The following is a 16,154-nucleotide window of genomic DNA, read 5'->3' on the forward strand; positions in this document are numbered from 1 at the left end:
CATTCAAGGCTCATCATTGATTTAATTGGCTTTTTAGCCAAAGCCCCCCTCATCACACAGCGCTCACCGGCAACCCCATTTCACCATCTCGGCTAGAGTAGAAAGGTCTCTCCAACAGGAATGGAAGCCATGAAACCCTTAATCTTGATAGGCCTGACCGCACTGCTGACCGCTTGTGGCGGCAATGACAGCGACTCCAACTCGAACCCGCCCCCCGCATCGAACGCCAAGATGTCCCTGGCCTTCTCCGATGCGCCTGTCGATTCCGTCCAGAAGGTCTGTATCGCCGTCGCCAATATCAGCATCAATCCCGTCACCGGCAACGAGCTGGGCTGGAGTACCGCCAGCTTCCTGACCAGTGCCGAGGACGATGGTTGTACCCCACTCGGCCTGCTCATCCCCTCCGACGACAACGGTCACCCGCAGTTTACCTACATCGATCTGCTGGCCTACCAGGGATCACACAGCCGCCCACTGCTGGACAGTCAGGACGTGGTCGCCGGTGAATACAGCCAGATGCGGCTGGAGATCCTGGATGGGACCAAATCAGAAAACCAGTTTGCCGACGGCACCCCCTACTCCTATGTGTTGCAGGATGACGGGGTGATCAAGCCGCTGGAAGTGCCCAGCAACGAGCTCAAGCTGGACGCCTTCACCATTGCCGCCAACGGCACCAGCGCCTTTACCACCGAGTTCGATCTGCGCCACTCCATGGTGTTGCCAGGTCATGAAGAGCACTACAAGCTCAAGCCCAGAGGCGTGCGCCTGGTGAACAATACCGAGGTGGCCACCGTCAAGGGCACAGTGGCCAGCGGGCTCTGCGGTGGCGTGCTGACCGACAAGGCCTTCGTCTACTTCTATGACGGGTTGCGGCTGGATGATGACTATCCGGACATGTCCGACCTCGATAACGGCTTCTATGCCAGCGCCCCCGTTCTGCCCCAGACCGGAGGAGGCTACGGCTATGAGCTGGGCTTCGTGAACCTCGGCCATTATGACGTCGTGCTGGTCTGCAACGGCGATTCAGATGACCCCGAGCTGGCCGGCGATGTGCTGACTCTAGGCATGGTGAAGAAGGACCAGGTCGTGGCCGCACCGACCACGGAGCTCAACTTCTGATGAGCGGGGCCCACGGGCCCCGTTGTCGAGGCAACGGATGAAGGATTACCAACCCATCAGCTGTGACCTCTATGACTGGCTCGAGATCGCCGCCCGCTGGCAACTGGCCGTCGGTCTCGGCACCCGGGACGGGCGGCAGTGGGCGGACAAGATCCACACCATCACGGCTCGGGATGGGGTCGAATATCTGGTGCTGCACAGTGGCGAGCGGCTCAGTCTGGCCGAGCTGGCCACCCTGAGCCTGAACTGGCAGGGGGAAGAGAAGCGGATCCGCTTCGCTACCGCCGACTGAACGCCAGTCGCAAAAAAAAGAGGGCCAACTGTGTTGGCCCTCTTTTTTCATGCGATTCTGCTCCGGGCTCAGCGCCTAGCCCGCCGCCAGCGCCGCCATCACGTAGACATCGAAGCGGTTGCTCTTGGTCTCGATGGCCATGCTGGGTCTCTGCTCGTTGAGCCAGCCCGCGTAGTCGGGCCGCTTCACCACCACCCGCTTGTCGGCCATCTGCAGCGCCGCCGGCAGCAGGGCGTCTGCATCCAGATCCGGCCCCACCAGGGACTGGAACACCCGCATCTCCTTCTTCACCAACGCCGACTTCTGCTTGTGGGGGAACATGGGATCCAGGTAGATGACATCGGGCCGCTCGGTCAGCGCCAGCAGGTTGTCCACCGCCGGCCCCTGCAACAGCTGCATCCGCTCCCGCACCCAGCCACCGATCTCGGGATCCTGCCCCGCCCGCACCAGCCCGTCATGCAGCAGGGCTGCCACCACCGGGCTGCGCTCGATCAGCGTCACCCTGCAACCGAGGGAGGCCAGCACGAAGGCGTCGCGCCCCAACCCGGCCGTCGCATCCACCACGCTCGGCATGGCCCCCGCCTTGAGCCCCACCGCCTTGGCGATGGACTGGCCCCGGCCGCCGCCAAACTTGCGCCTGTGAGCCACGGCCCCCTCCACGAAGTCCACGTAGACGGCGCCGAGCTTGGGTTCGTCCAGCTTGCGCAGCTCCAGCCTGGCCTCGGTCAGCACCAGGGCGAAGGGTGCGGGGAACTCCACCTCGGCCAACCGCAGCCGCAGGGCATCGAGCTCCCCTTCGCGGGCGGGCACTTCACTGAAAACCTGGATATGGGGCATAACGAAGACTCATGACGGCATGGAGCCGAGCATGATAGCAGAAGCGGGGGATCAGCTCACCGTGGTCAGATTGGTCAGGTTCATCCCCTGGCGATTGAGGCTCAGGTATTCCACCAGATCGTCATAGGGCAACGGGCGGCTGAGCAAATAGCCCTGGGTGAAGGCACAGCCCTTCTGGCAGAGGAAGTTGAGCTGCTCGCGGGTCTCCACCCCCTCGATCACCACCTGCATGCCGAGGTTGTGCACTATGTTGATGATGCCGTCCAGCAGCAGCCGGTCCTGCTCGTTGAAGGGGATGTGGCGCACGAAGGAGCGATCGATCTTGACCAGATCCACCGGGAAGGTGCGCAGGTAATTGAGCGCCGAGTAGCCAGTGCCGAAGTCATCGATGGCCAGCTTGCAGCCCGCCTCGCGCAAGGCGTCGATCCGCACCCTGTGCTGATCGCTGCTCTCCATCAACAGGGACTCGGTGATCTCTATGATGATGTCCGCCGGATCCAGGCCGAAGTGGCGGATCACCCTGAGCCACTCGCTCGCCTCCGGATCTATGGTCTGAAACTCCAGGGTCGAGCGGTTGATGGACATCTGCAGCTCAGGGAAACCGGACTGCTGCAAGCGGGCCAGATCCCGGCATGACTGCCACAACACCAGCGCCCCCAGCCCCTGGATGAGCCCCGCCTCCTCCGCCAGCGGGATGAAGTCCGCCGGCGAGACCTGGCCCCAGTGGGGATGGTACCAGCGCACCAGTGCCTCCAGCTTGGCGACCCGGCCGCTGCGGTTGTCCCAGATCGGCTGGTAGGCCATGGTCAGCTGCGCCAGCTTGATGGCCTCCGCCAGATCCTGCTGCATCTGGTGGCGCTGGCTCACCTCTTCCCGCATGGAGGCGCTGTAGGTGCCGAGTGGCCGCCCCTGCCGCTTGGCGACGAACAGCGCCTGCTCGGCATTGCGCAGCAGCTCGTCACTGTCTGCCCCGTCATTGGGGCAGAGGGTGATCCCCAGGGTCGCCGTCACATAGAGGTGCTGGTTGGCCAGCATGAAGGGGCGGGCAAAGCCGCCGATCACCTGCTTGGCAAACACCTCGGCCTGACGGCGGTTGACGATGCCCGGCACCAGGAAGGCGAACTCGTCGCCGCCGATGCGGGCCACCAGATCCTCGGTGCGGACCCGGCTCACCAGCCGATCCGACACCTCCCGCAGCAGGGCATCACCGACGTGGTGATCCATGCTGTTGTTGACCGCCTTGAAGTTGTTGAGGTCGAGCACCATGAGCGCGAAGCGCTCGCCCCGCTCGCAGAAGCGACCGAGGCAGCGGCCAAACAGCCAGCGGTTGGGCAGGCCGGTGAGGTTGTCATAGTTCGCCTGGGCCGCGATCTTCTGCTCCGCCAGCTTGGTCTGGGAGAGATCGCTGAAGATGGCGATGTACTGGCTGATCCGCCCCCCCTCCCGCAAGGCGCTGATCATCAGCTGCTGGGGGTAGAGCTTGCCGTTCTTGCGCTTGTTCCACACCTCGCCACGCCAGATCCCCACCCGCTCGAGGGCGTGATACATGTCGGCATAGAAGGTCTGATCGTGCAGCCCGGACTTGAGCAGGCTGGGGCGCTGGCCGCAGGCCTCCTCCTCGCTGTAGCCGGTGATCTTCTCGAATGCGGGGTTGACCGAGATGATGCGGCTGTCGGCATCGCACACCAGTATGGCCTCGGACAGGTTGTCATAGACCCGGTGGGAGAGCTTGAGCTGCTCGGCGTGCCGCTTGATGGGATCGATATTCTCCAGCACCAGCATCAGATAGTCGGGGTGCAGCTGCTTGTTGCGGATCAGGGTCACCGTCACCCGGCCCCAGAGCACCATACCGTCCCGGTGCAGGTAGCGTTTCTCCTGGGTGAAGGCGGGACGCTCCCCCCGTCTCAGCTCCTCGTAGTAAGGGATGCTGAGCAGCCAGTCTTCCGGGTGGTTGATCTCGGCGCCGGTGCGCAGCTGCAGCTCCTGCTGACTGTAGCCCAGCATCTTCTCGATGGCCGGGTTGACCCAGAGGATACGGCCCTCCAGATCCAGCTTGCCGATGCCGACCGGGGCATGGGACATCATGGTGTCCAGGAAATGGTGATACTCAGGTTGGGTCTGCACCGGCAGGGAGGGCTGCTGGTACATCAGCGCCAGCTCGCGACCGGCGAGGGGGGCCAGCAGGCGCAGCAGTCGCATGAGCTTGTCCATGCTGGGCATGGCCCGCTTGAACATGACGCTGCACAGCCCCATGGTCTCGCCCTGGGCATTCTTCAGCGCTATACCGGCATAGCCCTTGATCTGCCAGCGCTCCAGCACGGCGGCATGAGGGAATAGCTGACGGATGCGATCGCTGAACCAGGCTTCACCCTGCTGCATGACGATCTCGCCCGGGGTGCCGGCGAGGGGAAAGCTGTAGGAGCCTATGTCGAGGGAGGAGGGATGAGCGGCATGTATGGTAAAAAACAGGCCCGAATGATCCCTACCTGAAACGAGGACGAGATCCGCCTCAACCGCTGCGGCGATTTCACTCACAAAGGTCTCGAAAAATCCTTTGCCACTCAGATGAGACAGGCTTGAGATGATTTGATAGACAGACTCGAGTGCTCGCCTCATGGCAAGGTTCTTTCTCTCCCTGGAAGGTAGAACCCGACTCTACTGAAGAGGCGGGGACAGTGCAAACATGCTATCCGCAAGATATTAAAAAGCCTTGAAAAAAGGGACCTGCTGGTCCCTTTTTATCTCAAAAATCACGCGGCGATCCCACTCTGCCGCGGGACTGTACCTGCTTGAAGCTCACGGCTGCGCAGGGCACCAAACCTTATGTGGCTATCCCGCTATGGCGCAGCAGGGCATCCACTTTGGGCTCGCGGCCCCGGAAGGCACGGAACAGCTCCATGGGTTCTTTCGAACCGCCCTTCTCCAGGATGTTCTTCAGGAAGGACTGGCCGGTGGCGGGGTTGAAGATCCCCTCCTCCTCGAAGCGGGAGAAGGCATCCGCCGACAGCACCTCGGCCCACTTGTAGCTGTAGTAGCCCGCCGCATAGCCCCCCGCGAAGATGTGGGAGAAGCTGTGCTGGAAGCGGTTGAACGCCGGCGGCGTCAGCACCGCCACCTGGCTGCGCACCTCGGCCAGCAGGGTCGGGATCAGCGCCGGATCGGCCGGGTCAAACTCCTGGTGCAGGCGGAAGTCGAACAGGGCGAACTCCAGCTGGCGCAACATCTGCATGGCCGCCTGGAAGTTGCGGGCGGTCAGCATCTTCTCCAGCAGATCCGCCGGCAGCGGCTCCCCTGTTTCATGATGACCGGAGATGAAGGCCAGCGCCTCGGACTCCCAGCACCAGTTCTCCAGGAACTGGCTCGGCAGCTCGACCGCATCCCAGGCCACGCCGTTGATGCCAGCCACCCCGGCCACGTCGACCTGGGTCAGCATGTGGTGAATGCCGTGACCGAATTCGTGGAACAGGGTCACCACCTCGTTGTGGGTGAACAGCGCCGGCTTGCCATCCACCGGGCCGTTGAAGTTGCAGGTCAGATAGGCCACCGGCTTTTGCAGCGAACCATCCTGACGGTAACGGCGACCCAGGCAGACATCCATCCAGGCCCCGCCCTGCTTGTGCTCGCGGGCGTAGAGATCGAGGTAGAAGCTGCCGCGCAGCTCATCCTCGGCGTCGAAGATGTCGTAGAAGCGCACGTCCGGATGCCAGGTATCGATGCCGAGGCGCTCGCGCACCTTGATGCCGAACACCCGGCGCACCACCTCGAACAGCCCCTTCACCACCCGGTTGGCGGGGAAGTAGGGCCGCAGTTGCTCGTCGGAGATGGAGAACTTGTGCTGCTTGAGCTTCTCGGCGTAGTAAGGGATATCCCAGGCGGCCAGCTCGTGCTGACCGTGCTGCTCGGCGGCGAAGGTACGGATCTCCTCCAGCTCGGCCTTGCCCTGTGGCAGGGATTTGGCCGCGAGATCGGTGAGGAAACCCACCACCTGCTCGGGCTTGTCCGCCATCTTGGTGGCCAGGGAGAGCTCGGCGTAGTTGCCGAAGCCGAGCAGCTGGGCCAGCTCCCGGCGCAGGGAGAGCAGCTCGGTCATGATGGCGGAGTTGTCCCACTTGCCGGCGTTCGGGCCCTGCTCGGAGGCGCGGGTGGTGAAGGCCTCATACAGCTCGGCGCGCAACGCGCGGTTGTCGGCATACATCATCACCGGCAGGTAGGAGGGGATGTCCAGGGTGAACAGCCAACCCTGCTGGCCCTTGTGCTCCGCCAGCTGACGGGCGGCGGCCTGTGCGCTCTGGGGCAAACCGGCCAGCTCGGCCTCGTCGCTCACCAGCTTGCTCCAGCCCTGGGTCGCATCCAGCACGTTATTGCTGAAGCGGGAGGCCAGCTCGGAGAGGCGGGCCTGGATCTCGCCGTAACGCTGCTGCGCCTCGGCGGGCAGGCCTATGCCGGACAGGCGAAAATCGCGCAGGGTATTCTGGATCTCCTTGCGCTGGGCGCCGCTCAGCAGCAGGAAGTCGTCGCTCTCGGCCAGCTCGCGATAGGCCTGGTAGAGGCCCTCGTGCTGGCCGACATAGGTCTGGAACTCGGACAGCAGCGGCAGGCAGGCGTCGTGCGCCTCACGCAGCGCCTCGCTGTTGAGCACGGAATTGAGATGACTGACCGGTGACCAGATGCGCGCCAGGCGGTCGTTGACCTCTTCCAGCGGCGCTATCAGGCTGTCCCAGGTATGGGGATCCCGCTGGGACAGCACGTCCTCGATCTTCTGTTTGCAGTCGGCGATGGCCTGCGTCACGGCAGGCTGTACCTGATCGGACTGGATCTGGCTGAAGGGAGGCAGCGAGTCCATTGTCAGCAAAGGGTTGTTCATACTGGGGTACCTCTAAATGCGCTACAGCCCCTGCCGTCCAGAAGCTTGCTTGGACCATCTAAGATGTAGGCAGAAAACCCATTAATCAAGCCTTTGCCAGCGAGAGCGAGGCCCGTTGCCCAGTTTTCGCGAAAACTTGCCTATTAAACCGGCAATCCGCACACCAGAGACGACGATGCCGGTCCAGGGACCGGCATCGTGAGCGAAAGAGCGCCGTGGCTATCAGCGGCGGGCATCTTCCTGCAGCCACTGGGCGGCCCGCTTGGCGAAGTAGGTGAGGATGCCGTCGGCACCGGCCCGCTTGAAGCAGACCAGGGACTCCAGGATGCACTCCTTCTCCTTCAGCCAGCCGTTCTGGATCGCCGCCATGTGCATGGCGTACTCGCCGCTCACCTGATAGACGAAGGTCGGCACCCCGAACTGATCCTTGACCTGGCGGATCACGTCCAGATAAGGCATGCCCGGCTTGACCATGACGCTGTCTGCCCCTTCCTGGATATCCAGCGCCACCTCGTGCAGCGCCTCGTTGCCGTTGGCCGGATCCATCTGGTAGGTGGCCTTGTTGCTCTTGCCGAGGTTGCCGGCGGAGCCGACCGCGTCGCGGAACGGGCCGTAGTAGCAGGAGGCGTACTTGGCGGAGTAGGCCATGATCTGGGTATTGATGAAGCCGTGCTCCTCCAGCGCGGCACGGATGGCACCGATGCGGCCATCCATCATGTCGGACGGCGCCACTATGTCGACCCCGGCGGCGGCATGGGAGAGCGCCTGCTTCACCAGGATCTCGGTGGTGATGTCGTTCAGCACATAGCCTTCGTCATCGATGATGCCGTCCTGACCGTGGGTGGTGAAGGGATCCAGCGCCACGTCAGTGATGACCCCCAGCTCCGGGAAGCGGGCCTTGAGGGCGCGGGTCGCACGCTGGGCCAGGCCGTCCGGGTTGTAGGCCTCTTCCGCCAGCAGGCTCTTGCTCTGAAGCGGGGTCACCGGGAACAGGGCGATGGCGGGCACGCCGAGGGCGACCAGCTCTTCGGCCTCAATCAGCAGCAGATCGATGGAGAGGCGATCCACCCCGGGCATGGAGGTGACGGCCTCACGGCGGTTCTCCCCCTCCAGCACGAACACGGGATAGATGAGATCGTTGGCCGTCAGGACGTTCTCACGCACCAGACGACGGCTGAAATCATGTTTGCGCACCCGGCGCAGACGGCGACCCGGAAAGGCGCCAGGAAGAGTTGTAGCCATGAATCACTCCTGAAGAGGAAGTTGGAAGAACGCGGCGGAGGTGGCCCTGGTATGGGCCAGCAAGGCCTCGGGCGCCTCGCCACGGCAGGCCGCCACCACCTTGGCGATGTGCGGCAGATAGGCGGGTTCGTTGCGTTTCGGTCTGGGTGTCAGATCCCGCGGCACCAGATAGGGGGCATCGGTCTCGATCATCAGCCGGCCGGCCGGGATGCGCGCCACCTGCTCGCGCAGCAGCTGACCCCGGCGCTCATCGCACAGCCAGCCGGTCACCCCTATGTGCAGCCCCAGCGCCAGGCACTGGTCCAGCTCCTCGTCGGAGCCGGTGAAACAGTGCAGCACGGCCCCCGGCAATTTGGGCAACCAGGGGCGCAGGATCTCGACGAAGCGGGCATGGGCATCACGGCAGTGCAGAAACACCGGCATCCCCAGCTCGGCGGCCAGCGCGAGCTGGGCGTCGAACACCGCATCCTGCACCGGACGGGGGGAGAAGTCGCGATTGTAGTCGAGGCCGCACTCGCCGATGGCCACCACCTGGGGCAGCGCCGCCAGCTCGCGCAGGACCGGCAGGGTATGCGCATCGACACTCTTGGCATCGTGGGGATGCACCCCGGCGGTGGAGAAGCAGTAACCCGGCCAAGAGGCGGCCAACTCGGCACTCTCCCGGCTGCCCGCCAGATCGGTGCCGGTCAGGATCAGCGCCTCGACCCCGGCGGTGCGGGCGCGGGCCACCAGTTCGGCCTGTTCGCCGGCAAACTGGGCGCTGGTGAGGTTGAGACCAATGTCGATCATGAGCTAATGAATTTCCAATGAAAGGAAGGCATATCAGGTATTTGAAAACCATCTACCGATTGGGGCCTTACCATACGCCTCCGCGCGGAGCCTGAAAAGAGGAAGGGAGCCTCAGCTCCCCTCATCCGTCTGTTCCTGCGACTCTTCGTCCTCTTTCCTGGTGTAGAAACGGGCGAAGAACAAGCCTATCTCCCACAGCGCCCACATGGGGATCGCGAGCAGGGTCTGGGAGAAGACATCCGGCGGGGTCAGCAACATGCCCACCACGAACACCCCGACGATGACGTAGGGGCGTTTCTCCCGCAGGCTCTTGGGGTTGGTCACCCCGGTCCAGCACAGCAGTATGGTGGCCACCGGGATCTCGAATGCCACCCCGAACGCGAAGAACAGGGTGAGCACGAAGTCCAGGTAGCTGGCGATGTCGGTCGCCACCGTCACTCCGGCGGGCGCCGTGCTGGTGAAGAAACCGAACACCAGCGGGAACACCACGTAGTACGCAAACGCCATGCCGCCATAGAACAACACGGCGCTGGAGGCGACCAGCGGCATGATCAGCCGTCGCTCGTGCTGATACAGACCGGGGGCGATGAAGGACCAGGCCTGATAGAGCAGATAGGGGATAGCCACGAAGAAGGAGACCACCAGGGTCAGCTTGATCGGCGTGATGAAGGGGGTCGCCACATCCGTCGCTATCATGCTGGTGCCGGCCGGCAGCTGGCTGAGCAGCGGCCTGGCCACGAAGTCGTAGATGTCGTTGGAGAAATAGATGAGCGCGACGAACGCCAGCAAGATGGCCGAGAACGACCGCAACAGGCGCGTCCTCAGCTCCACCAGATGGCTGATCAGGGGTTGTTCGGTCTGACTCATGACCTCACCTCCCCTTTCTCTCTGGCGGCATCCTGGGTGACGGCGGCTACCTCAGTCTCCACCGCACCCGGTTCAGGGACGGCGATAGCCTGCGCTACCGGTTCGGGAGCTGGCGTCGGGGTCGCCTGCGGCGGACGGATCTCGTTCTGCTGCCCGTTCTGCGCTGAATAGGGGCGATTCACCGACTGGGCGGCCGCCTTCAACTGCTCGATGGACTCCTGCAGCTCGGGGCTGAGGTTGCTCATCTGCAACTGCTCGGCCTTCTTCAGATCGTTGTGCAGCTCTTGCAACTTGAGCTCCTGCTCCAGCTCGGACTTCACCGAGTTAGCGGTGCTGCGAATGAGCTTGATCCAGTGGGATGCCGTACGGATGGCGACCGGCAGGCGCTCAGGCCCCAGCACCACCAGGGCCACCACACCGATGACGACCAGCTCCCAAAAACCGATGTCGAACATGGCTTAGGCCTGATCTTTGTCTTTCTGCTTGGTGGTGTCGGCACTGTTGGCCGCCTCGTTCAGCTGCTTCGTCGGGAACTCGGCATCCTTCTGCTCGGGTTTCTGTTCGGTGCCCGGCTCATCGGACAGCGCCTTCTTGAAGCCCTTCACCGCCGCCCCCAGATCGCCACCGATCCCGCGCAGCTTCTTGGTACCGAACAGCAGCACGACGATGACTGCGATGATCAACAACTGCCAAATACTGATACCACCCATGATATTTCTCCAAGATTGGCGCCCGAGGTGCGCAAGTATGTTATTGACGGAAAGGATGCCGATACCAGCCCGGCAAGTTCTCCGTGGTTGGCACCGGGAAGCGCCGTGTTTTGTTTAGTGGGAACGGGTTTTCAGCCAGCCAAGCAACCAGCATACACCGGCACCGGCGAGGGTTATTTGTCCCCACTCAATATGTTGTTTCTGGGTCAGCAAGAATACACCCACTAACAGTAGGCTGGCTCCAACCCCTAAGAGGTAGCGTGCCTGACCCTGACGGTGGCTGTGCCGGCGGAAATCCGCAAACATCTGCTCGAAATGGTGTTGCTGATGACGGGCCTGGCGCAGGGTCTCGTAGACCAGCTCCGGCAGCTCCGGCAGCTTCTCCGCCCAGAACGGTGCCTTCTCCCTGATCGCATTCAGCACCGCCTTGGGCCCCACCTGCTCGCGCATCCAGCTTTCCAGATAAGGCTTGGCGGTCTGCCACAGATCCAGCTGCGGATAGAGCTGGCGTCCCAGCCCTTCCACGTAGAGCAGGGTCTTCTGCAGCAGCACCAGCTGCGGCTGCACCTGCATGTTGAAGCGGCGGGCGGTATTGAACAGGTTGAGCAGCACGTGGCCGAACGAGATCTCGGACAGCGGCTTCTCGAAGATGGGCTCCAGCACGGTGCGGATGGCAAACTCGAACTCGTCCACCTTGGTGTCGGCAGGCACCCAGCCCGACTCCACGTGCAGCTCGGCCACCTTGCGGTAATCCCGATTGAAGAAGGCGAGGAAGTTCTCCGCCAGGTAGCGCTTGTCTTCCCGGTTGAGGGTGCCGACTATGCCGCAGTCGATGCCGATCCAGAGTGGATTGTCGGGGTGTTCGTAGGAGACGAAGATGTTGCCGGGATGCATGTCGGCGTGGAAGAAGCTGTCGCGGAACACCTGGGTGAAGAACACCTCCACCCCGCGCTCGGCCAGCAGCTTCATGTTGGTGCCGTTGGCCTCCAGCGCCGCGATGTCGGAGACCGGAATGCCATAGATGCGCTCCATCACCAGAACCTGCTCGCGACAGTGCTCGGTGAACACCTCGGGCACATAGAGCGCATCGGAGCCGGTGAAGTTGCGGCGCAGCTGGATGGCGTTGGCGGCTTCGCGCATCAGGTTCAGCTCGTCGAGTATGGTCTTGCGATACTCCTCCACCACCTCGATGGGGCGCAGTCGCGCACTCTGGGGCGCGAAACGGGCCGCCAGACGGGCCAGCGCCTGCATCAGGCGCAGATCTGCCTCGATGACGGGCTCGATGTCGGGCCGGATCACCTTGATGACGATCTCGCGGCCATTCTCCTTCAGCCGGCCGGTGTGCACCTGGGCGATGGAGGCCGAGGCCAGCGGCGTCTCGTCAAAATCCTCGAACAGGGTCTCGATGGGGCAGCCCAGGCTCGCCTCTATCTGGCGCCTGGCCTCCTGGCCACAGAAGGGGGGAACCCTGTCCTGCAGCAGGGCCAGCTCTTCGGCGATGTCCGGCGGCAGCAGATCCCGCCGGGTCGACAGCATCTGGCCAAACTTGATGAAGATGGGACCGAGCGCCTCGAAGGCGAGGCGAATGCGGGCGCCACGGCTCAGATCCGGCTGCTTGTTCTTCAGCCAGAACAGGCTGCGACGCAGCAGGCGTCCTGGCCAGGGTTGATAACGGGCAGGCACCAGCTCGTCGATGCCCTGCTCCAGCAGAATGCTGACGATGCGATAGAGACGCTTGAACTCCTTCGGGGTCATCAGCTCACCCGCTGCTCGAGGCGAGCCAGTCGCAACTCGACCGCTTTCAGGTGCTGGGCCAGCAGCTCGACATCATCGTTGAAGCTCGCGACCTCCAGCGGACCCGGGGCGAGCTGGGCCTCCTCGGTCAGGTACTCGGCCAGCTGGCGCTGGGAGCGGCACAGCTCACGACCCAGCACGCGGCGCGCCTGACGGGCCCCACTGCACAGGGTATGGGCCAGCACGTCACCGGTGTAGCGGGAGAGTTCCTCTTCCCAGTCGATGTCGAGCTCCCCCAGCAGGGCGCTGAACGCCTGCACCAGCTGCGGATCGCCACTCAGATCGAGTCGCTCCTCGCGGATATAGCGGGTCAGGGCGGAAGGGTCTTTCAGCAGACCGAGGGCGGTCAACGACAGGCTCAGCACGGCATCGGCCTCCCCCTCGTAACCGGCCAGCACATCCAGCCGCCGGTCGGAGAACACGAACCAGAGCGGTTTCAGCTCGCGCAGTTCCAGCTTGAGCACCTTGCCCGCCAGCTTGCGCAGCCGCTCCGGGCTCTGCTTGTCGAGGCTCAGCAACTGATTGAGGCTGGTTTCGATCACCCCAGTGACCATGGCATCCATCGGCATAGGCAACCTTAAAACTTGTAACCGCGGTGCAGGGCGACCACACCCTGAGTCAGGTTGTAGAAGTCCACCTGATCGAAGCCGGCGTTTTCCATCATCCCCTTCAGGGTCTGCTGATCCGGGTGCATGCGGATGGACTCCGCCAGATACTTGTAGCTCTCGCCGTCGTGTGCCACTAGCTCGCCCATCTTCGGCAGCAGCTTGAAGGAATAGAGGTCATACAGCTTGGCGATCACCTCGCTCTCCGGCTTGGAGAACTCCAGCACCAGCAGGCGGCCACCCGGCTTCAGCACCCGGAACATGGAGGCGAGCGCCTTGTCCTTGTCGGTGACGTTGCGCAGGCCGAAGCCGATGGTGATGACATCGAAGTGGTTGTCCGGGAAGGGCAGCGCCTCGGCGTTGGCCTGTACGTAGGAGACGTTGTTCGCCACCCCCAGGTTGCGCAGCTTGTCGCGGCCCACCTTGAGCATGGAGTCGTTGATGTCCGCCAGCACCACCTGACCGGTCTCGCCGACGATGCGGGAGAACTTGGCGGTCAGATCGCCGGTGCCACCGGCCAGATCCAGTACCTTCTGGCCCTTGCGCACTCCGGAGCAATCTATGGTGAAGCGCTTCCACAGGCGGTGAATGCCGAACGACATCAGATCGTTCATCAGATCATACTTGGCCGCCACCGAATGGAAGACGCCAGCCACCAGAGTTTCTTTCTCGGTCGCCGCCACGGTTTTATAGCCAAAATGCGTAGTAGTAGTCTGTTCCGACATCCCTCAAACACCCATAGAGCAAAGAATGGCCGCCAGTTTACCAGAGCCAATGAGCTGCGGACACCTTAAACCCGGCTGGCGACCAACTGCATCCCCAGCATGACCATGGCCAGACAGAGGAAGAGATTGAGGCCGATGTTGAGCAGCGCCTTCAGGTAGGCGCCTTGCTGGGCCAGCACCACTGTATCGAGGGCGAAGGAGGAGAAGGTGGTCAGCGCCCCCAGGATCCCGACCATCAGCAGCGGCTTCATCGGATGCTCCAGCACATGGCCCTGACTGATCAGCGCAAAGGCGATGCCCATGATGAAGGAGCCGATCACGTTGACCGCCAGGGTGCCATAAGGAAAGTGGCGACCGAGCAGCAGCGCGAGCAGTTCGGTCATGCCGAACCGCAGGCAGGCACCGATGGCGCCACCGACGGCAACAAATAACCAGGTTTGCATAGGAACGGACTCCGTCGTGTCAGGCTGGCATTATGCAAAAGGCGCTCGCTTGGTGATAGTGGCGAGATCAAGCCCGGGGTGGCTAGCGGCGAAAATCGACCACTTCCTCTGTCTGCAGGTGCAGCGAGGTGCTGGCCGGCCGGGTCTCGGCGATGACGCGACCATGGCGGATAGAGTAGCGCACCGGCACCTGGCGGCGCACCGCATCGAAGCCGTTCTCCGCCGGCAGGATCAGCAGGTTGGCGGGTTTGCCTACCTCAAGCCCGTAGCGCGCCTGCACGTTGAGGGTGCGCGCGCTGTGCTCACCGATCAGCTTCAGGCTGTCATTGATCTGCTCGTATCCCATTAGCTGGCAAACATGCAGCCCCATGTGCAGCACCTGCAGCATGTTGCCGGTCCCCATGGGATACCAGGGATCGAACACATCGTCGTGGCCGAAGCAGACGTTGATGCCCGCCTCCAGCATCTCCTTCACCCGGGTGACACCGCGGCGTTTGGGGTAGGTATCGAACCGCCCTTGCAGGTGGATGTTCACCAGTGGGTTGGCCACGAAGTTGATGTCGGCCATCCGCAGCAAGCGGAACAGGCGGGAGGCGTAGGCCCCGTTGTAGGAGTGCATGGCGGTGGTATGACTGGCGGTGACCCTGGCGCCCATGCCGCGCTCATAGGCCTGGGTGGCCAGGGTCTCGATGAAGCGGGACTGCTCATCGTCTATCTCGTCGCAATGCACATCGACCAGCAGCTGGTACTTGTCGGCCAGCTCGAAGATGTGATGCAGGCTCTCGACCCCGTACTCCCGGGTGAACTCGAAGTGAGGGATGGCCCCAATCACATCGGCTCCCAGCCTGAGCGCCTCTTCCAGCAACACCTTGCCGTTGGGATAGGAGAAGATCCCCTCCTGCGGGAAGGCGACTATCTGCAGCTCGACCCAGGGCTTCATCTCCTCCCGCACCTCCAGCATGGCCTTCAGGGCAATGAGATTGGGGTCGGACACATCCACGTGGGTACGGACGAACTGGATGCCGTTGGCGATCTGCCATTTCAACGTCTGGATGGCGCGCCGTTTCACATCCTCGTGGGTCAGCAGCGCCTTGCGCTCGGCCCAGCGCTCTATCCCCTCGAACAGGGTGCCGGAGATATTCCAGCTCGGCTCACCCGCGGTCTGGGTGGTATCGAGGTGAATATGGGGCTCGATAAAGGGCGCGATGGCGAGGCCCTCCTCGCCATCCAGCACCGACTCGGAGGGGAGCGGCACCGTCATGGGCTCGATGGCCAGGATCTGGCCATCCTGGCAGAGGATCTGCCACAACCCGTCTCTGCCTGCCAGACGCACCTTCTTTATCAGCATGTTTTTCTTCCCTATTTTAGGCATCTGCGGCCTTTTTCAACCCGTAACTTAGCTTGCTTCAATTTAATAGAAAAGCGTTCACATTGAATACATATGAAAACGCTACCATTGATAAACAGCCACAATAAGGGAGTAATGGGGATGAAAGCAGGATTGACCGAGATCGGAAGCGTCAGCCTGTTTCACGAGTATTTGCAGACGCTGGGTATCCGCAAACCCCCTCTGACGTCGATAGAGAGAAGTTGGGAGTACAAACGAGGGGAAAAGCTGCTGGCTGCGATCCAGATAGAAAGGTCGGGGCAGGCCCGCTTCTATCTCGATGCCAGGCAGATATCGATGAACTGAAAAACGCGAATACAAAAAAGCCTCCCGATTGGGAGGCTTTAATATTTACTGGTGCTGATACCCAGAGTCGAACTGGGGACCTCATCCTTACCAAGGATGCGCTCTACCAACTGAGCCATATCAGCACACTAACCGGTAAAGAACACACTGTGTGCGTTATCTAAATCTGTTGTC

At 62.5% G+C, this 16,154-nt stretch carries 16 protein-coding genes and 1 tRNA gene; 3 read left to right on the plus strand and 14 right to left on the minus strand.

Annotation, left to right across the window (positions count from 1 at the left end; all coding sequences use genetic code 11):
* The first annotated feature begins 129 nt into the window (after positions 1-129).
* Together AACW18_RS00960 and AACW18_RS00965 are read left to right on the plus strand one after the other, a co-directional pair.
* Entirely contained in the window at positions 130-1,119 is a 990-nt protein-coding gene (locus tag AACW18_RS00960) for a DUF4382 domain-containing protein (RefSeq protein ID WP_218389888.1), read from the plus strand.
* A gap of 37 nt (positions 1,120-1,156) precedes the next feature.
* The gene (locus AACW18_RS00965; protein ID WP_218389889.1) at positions 1,157-1,411 is read left to right on the plus strand and encodes a Rho-binding antiterminator; all 255 of its coding nucleotides are present in this window, start codon (positions 1,157-1,159) and stop codon (positions 1,409-1,411) included.
* 75 nt (positions 1,412-1,486) lie between these two features.
* Here the strand turns inward: AACW18_RS00965 and AACW18_RS00970 are convergent, their stop codons facing one another.
* The 13 genes from AACW18_RS00970 to AACW18_RS01030 all read right to left on the minus strand — a co-directional run bounded on the left by AACW18_RS00970 (position 1,487) and on the right by AACW18_RS01030 (position 15,635).
* Positions 1,487-2,248: a class I SAM-dependent methyltransferase gene (locus AACW18_RS00970; protein WP_256351989.1), complete on the minus strand. Its 762-nt coding sequence runs from the start codon at positions 2,246-2,248 to the stop codon at positions 1,487-1,489.
* A 51-nt stretch (positions 2,249-2,299) separates the two neighbouring features.
* A complete protein-coding gene (locus AACW18_RS00975; protein WP_218389890.1) occupies positions 2,300-4,864 on the minus strand; it encodes a putative bifunctional diguanylate cyclase/phosphodiesterase in 2,565 nt (854 codons plus the stop codon).
* A gap of 205 nt (positions 4,865-5,069) precedes the next feature.
* Complete coding sequence (prlC, locus tag AACW18_RS00980; RefSeq protein ID WP_218389891.1) at positions 5,070-7,112, minus strand: oligopeptidase A; 2,043 nt, start codon at positions 7,110-7,112, stop codon at positions 5,070-5,072.
* A gap of 222 nt (positions 7,113-7,334) precedes the next feature.
* Positions 7,335-8,354, minus strand: coding sequence for a porphobilinogen synthase (gene hemB / locus AACW18_RS00985; protein ID WP_218389892.1), 1,020 nt, complete (start codon positions 8,352-8,354; stop codon positions 7,335-7,337).
* 3 nt (positions 8,355-8,357) lie between these two features.
* On the minus strand, positions 8,358-9,143 hold the full coding sequence (locus tag AACW18_RS00990; protein ID WP_218389893.1) for a TatD family hydrolase: 786 nt from the start codon (positions 9,141-9,143) through the stop codon (positions 8,358-8,360).
* 111 nt (positions 9,144-9,254) lie between these two features.
* A complete protein-coding gene (tatC, locus tag AACW18_RS00995) occupies positions 9,255-10,010 on the minus strand; it encodes a twin-arginine translocase subunit TatC (protein WP_042651799.1) in 756 nt (251 codons plus the stop codon).
* Positions 10,007-10,465, minus strand: coding sequence for a Sec-independent protein translocase protein TatB (gene tatB, locus AACW18_RS01000; RefSeq protein ID WP_218329973.1), 459 nt, complete (start codon positions 10,463-10,465; stop codon positions 10,007-10,009). The genes tatC and tatB overlap by 4 nt, the downstream gene beginning before the upstream one ends.
* Positions 10,466-10,468: 3 nt before the next feature.
* Positions 10,469-10,720, minus strand: a complete 252-nt coding sequence (tatA, locus tag AACW18_RS01005) for a Sec-independent protein translocase subunit TatA (RefSeq protein ID WP_218292692.1) — start codon at positions 10,718-10,720, stop codon at positions 10,469-10,471.
* 114 nt (positions 10,721-10,834) lie between these two features.
* Positions 10,835-12,475 carry a ubiquinone biosynthesis regulatory protein kinase UbiB gene (gene ubiB / locus AACW18_RS01010; RefSeq protein WP_042651802.1) on the minus strand — a complete coding sequence of 547 codons (1,641 nt, stop codon included), beginning with the start codon at positions 12,473-12,475 and terminating at the stop codon, positions 10,835-10,837.
* Positions 12,475-13,083, minus strand: a complete 609-nt coding sequence (locus AACW18_RS01015; RefSeq protein WP_218389894.1) for a ubiquinone biosynthesis accessory factor UbiJ — start codon at positions 13,081-13,083, stop codon at positions 12,475-12,477. Before AACW18_RS01015 ends, ubiB begins: the two co-directional genes overlap by 1 nt.
* A gap of 8 nt (positions 13,084-13,091) precedes the next feature.
* On the minus strand, positions 13,092-13,844 hold the full coding sequence (gene ubiE / locus AACW18_RS01020; protein WP_042651804.1) for a bifunctional demethylmenaquinone methyltransferase/2-methoxy-6-polyprenyl-1,4-benzoquinol methylase UbiE: 753 nt from the start codon (positions 13,842-13,844) through the stop codon (positions 13,092-13,094).
* A gap of 65 nt (positions 13,845-13,909) precedes the next feature.
* On the minus strand, positions 13,910-14,287 hold the full coding sequence (gene crcB, locus AACW18_RS01025) for a fluoride efflux transporter CrcB (protein ID WP_042651805.1): 378 nt from the start codon (positions 14,285-14,287) through the stop codon (positions 13,910-13,912).
* An 82-nt stretch (positions 14,288-14,369) separates the two neighbouring features.
* A complete protein-coding gene (locus AACW18_RS01030; RefSeq protein ID WP_218389895.1) occupies positions 14,370-15,635 on the minus strand; it encodes a cytosine deaminase in 1,266 nt (421 codons plus the stop codon).
* A 93-nt stretch (positions 15,636-15,728) separates the two neighbouring features.
* Here AACW18_RS01030 and AACW18_RS01035 point away from each other — a divergent pair, with 93 nt between their 5' ends.
* A complete protein-coding gene (locus AACW18_RS01035) occupies positions 15,729-15,980 on the plus strand; it encodes a hypothetical protein (protein ID WP_218389896.1) in 252 nt (83 codons plus the stop codon).
* 49 nt (positions 15,981-16,029) lie between these two features.
* On the opposite strand, the gene AACW18_RS01040 is transcribed toward AACW18_RS01035, so the two are convergent.
* Positions 16,030-16,105 (minus strand) — tRNA-Thr (locus AACW18_RS01040).
* Positions 16,106-16,154 lie beyond the last annotated feature (49 nt).

It is taken from the genome of Aeromonas sp. sia0103 (assembly GCF_963895295.1).
In the GTDB taxonomy this organism is placed as follows: Bacteria; Pseudomonadota; Gammaproteobacteria; order Enterobacterales; family Aeromonadaceae; genus Aeromonas; species Aeromonas encheleia.

What these genes read in the sequence shown, in the direction of transcription:
- AACW18_RS00960 (WP_218389888.1), top strand. Translation starts at nt 130, where the DNA reads ATGAAACCCTTAATCTTGATAGGCCTGACCGCACTGCTGACCGCTTGT.
- AACW18_RS00965 (WP_218389889.1), top strand. Translation starts at nt 1,157, where the DNA reads ATGAAGGATTACCAACCCATCAGCTGTGACCTCTATGACTGGCTCGAG.
- AACW18_RS00970 (WP_256351989.1), bottom strand. Translation starts at nt 2,248, where the DNA reads ATGCCCCATATCCAGGTTTTCAGTGAAGTGCCCGCCCGCGAAGGGGAG.
- AACW18_RS00975 (WP_218389890.1), bottom strand. Translation starts at nt 4,864, where the DNA reads ATGAGGCGAGCACTCGAGTCTGTCTATCAAATCATCTCAAGCCTGTCT.
- prlC (WP_218389891.1), bottom strand. Translation starts at nt 7,112, where the DNA reads ATGAACAACCCTTTGCTGACAATGGACTCGCTGCCTCCCTTCAGCCAG.
- hemB (WP_218389892.1), bottom strand. Translation starts at nt 8,354, where the DNA reads ATGGCTACAACTCTTCCTGGCGCCTTTCCGGGTCGCCGTCTGCGCCGG.
- AACW18_RS00990 (WP_218389893.1), bottom strand. Translation starts at nt 9,143, where the DNA reads ATGATCGACATTGGTCTCAACCTCACCAGCGCCCAGTTTGCCGGCGAA.
- tatC (WP_042651799.1), bottom strand. Translation starts at nt 10,010, where the DNA reads ATGAGTCAGACCGAACAACCCCTGATCAGCCATCTGGTGGAGCTGAGG.
- tatB (WP_218329973.1), bottom strand. Translation starts at nt 10,465, where the DNA reads ATGTTCGACATCGGTTTTTGGGAGCTGGTCGTCATCGGTGTGGTGGCC.
- tatA (WP_218292692.1), bottom strand. Translation starts at nt 10,720, where the DNA reads ATGGGTGGTATCAGTATTTGGCAGTTGTTGATCATCGCAGTCATCGTC.
- ubiB (WP_042651802.1), bottom strand. Translation starts at nt 12,475, where the DNA reads ATGACCCCGAAGGAGTTCAAGCGTCTCTATCGCATCGTCAGCATTCTG.
- AACW18_RS01015 (WP_218389894.1), bottom strand. Translation starts at nt 13,083, where the DNA reads ATGCCGATGGATGCCATGGTCACTGGGGTGATCGAAACCAGCCTCAAT.
- ubiE (WP_042651804.1), bottom strand. Translation starts at nt 13,844, where the DNA reads ATGTCGGAACAGACTACTACTACGCATTTTGGCTATAAAACCGTGGCG.
- crcB (WP_042651805.1), bottom strand. Translation starts at nt 14,287, where the DNA reads ATGCAAACCTGGTTATTTGTTGCCGTCGGTGGCGCCATCGGTGCCTGC.
- AACW18_RS01030 (WP_218389895.1), bottom strand. Translation starts at nt 15,635, where the DNA reads ATGCTGATAAAGAAGGTGCGTCTGGCAGGCAGAGACGGGTTGTGGCAG.
- AACW18_RS01035 (WP_218389896.1), top strand. Translation starts at nt 15,729, where the DNA reads ATGAAAACGCTACCATTGATAAACAGCCACAATAAGGGAGTAATGGGG.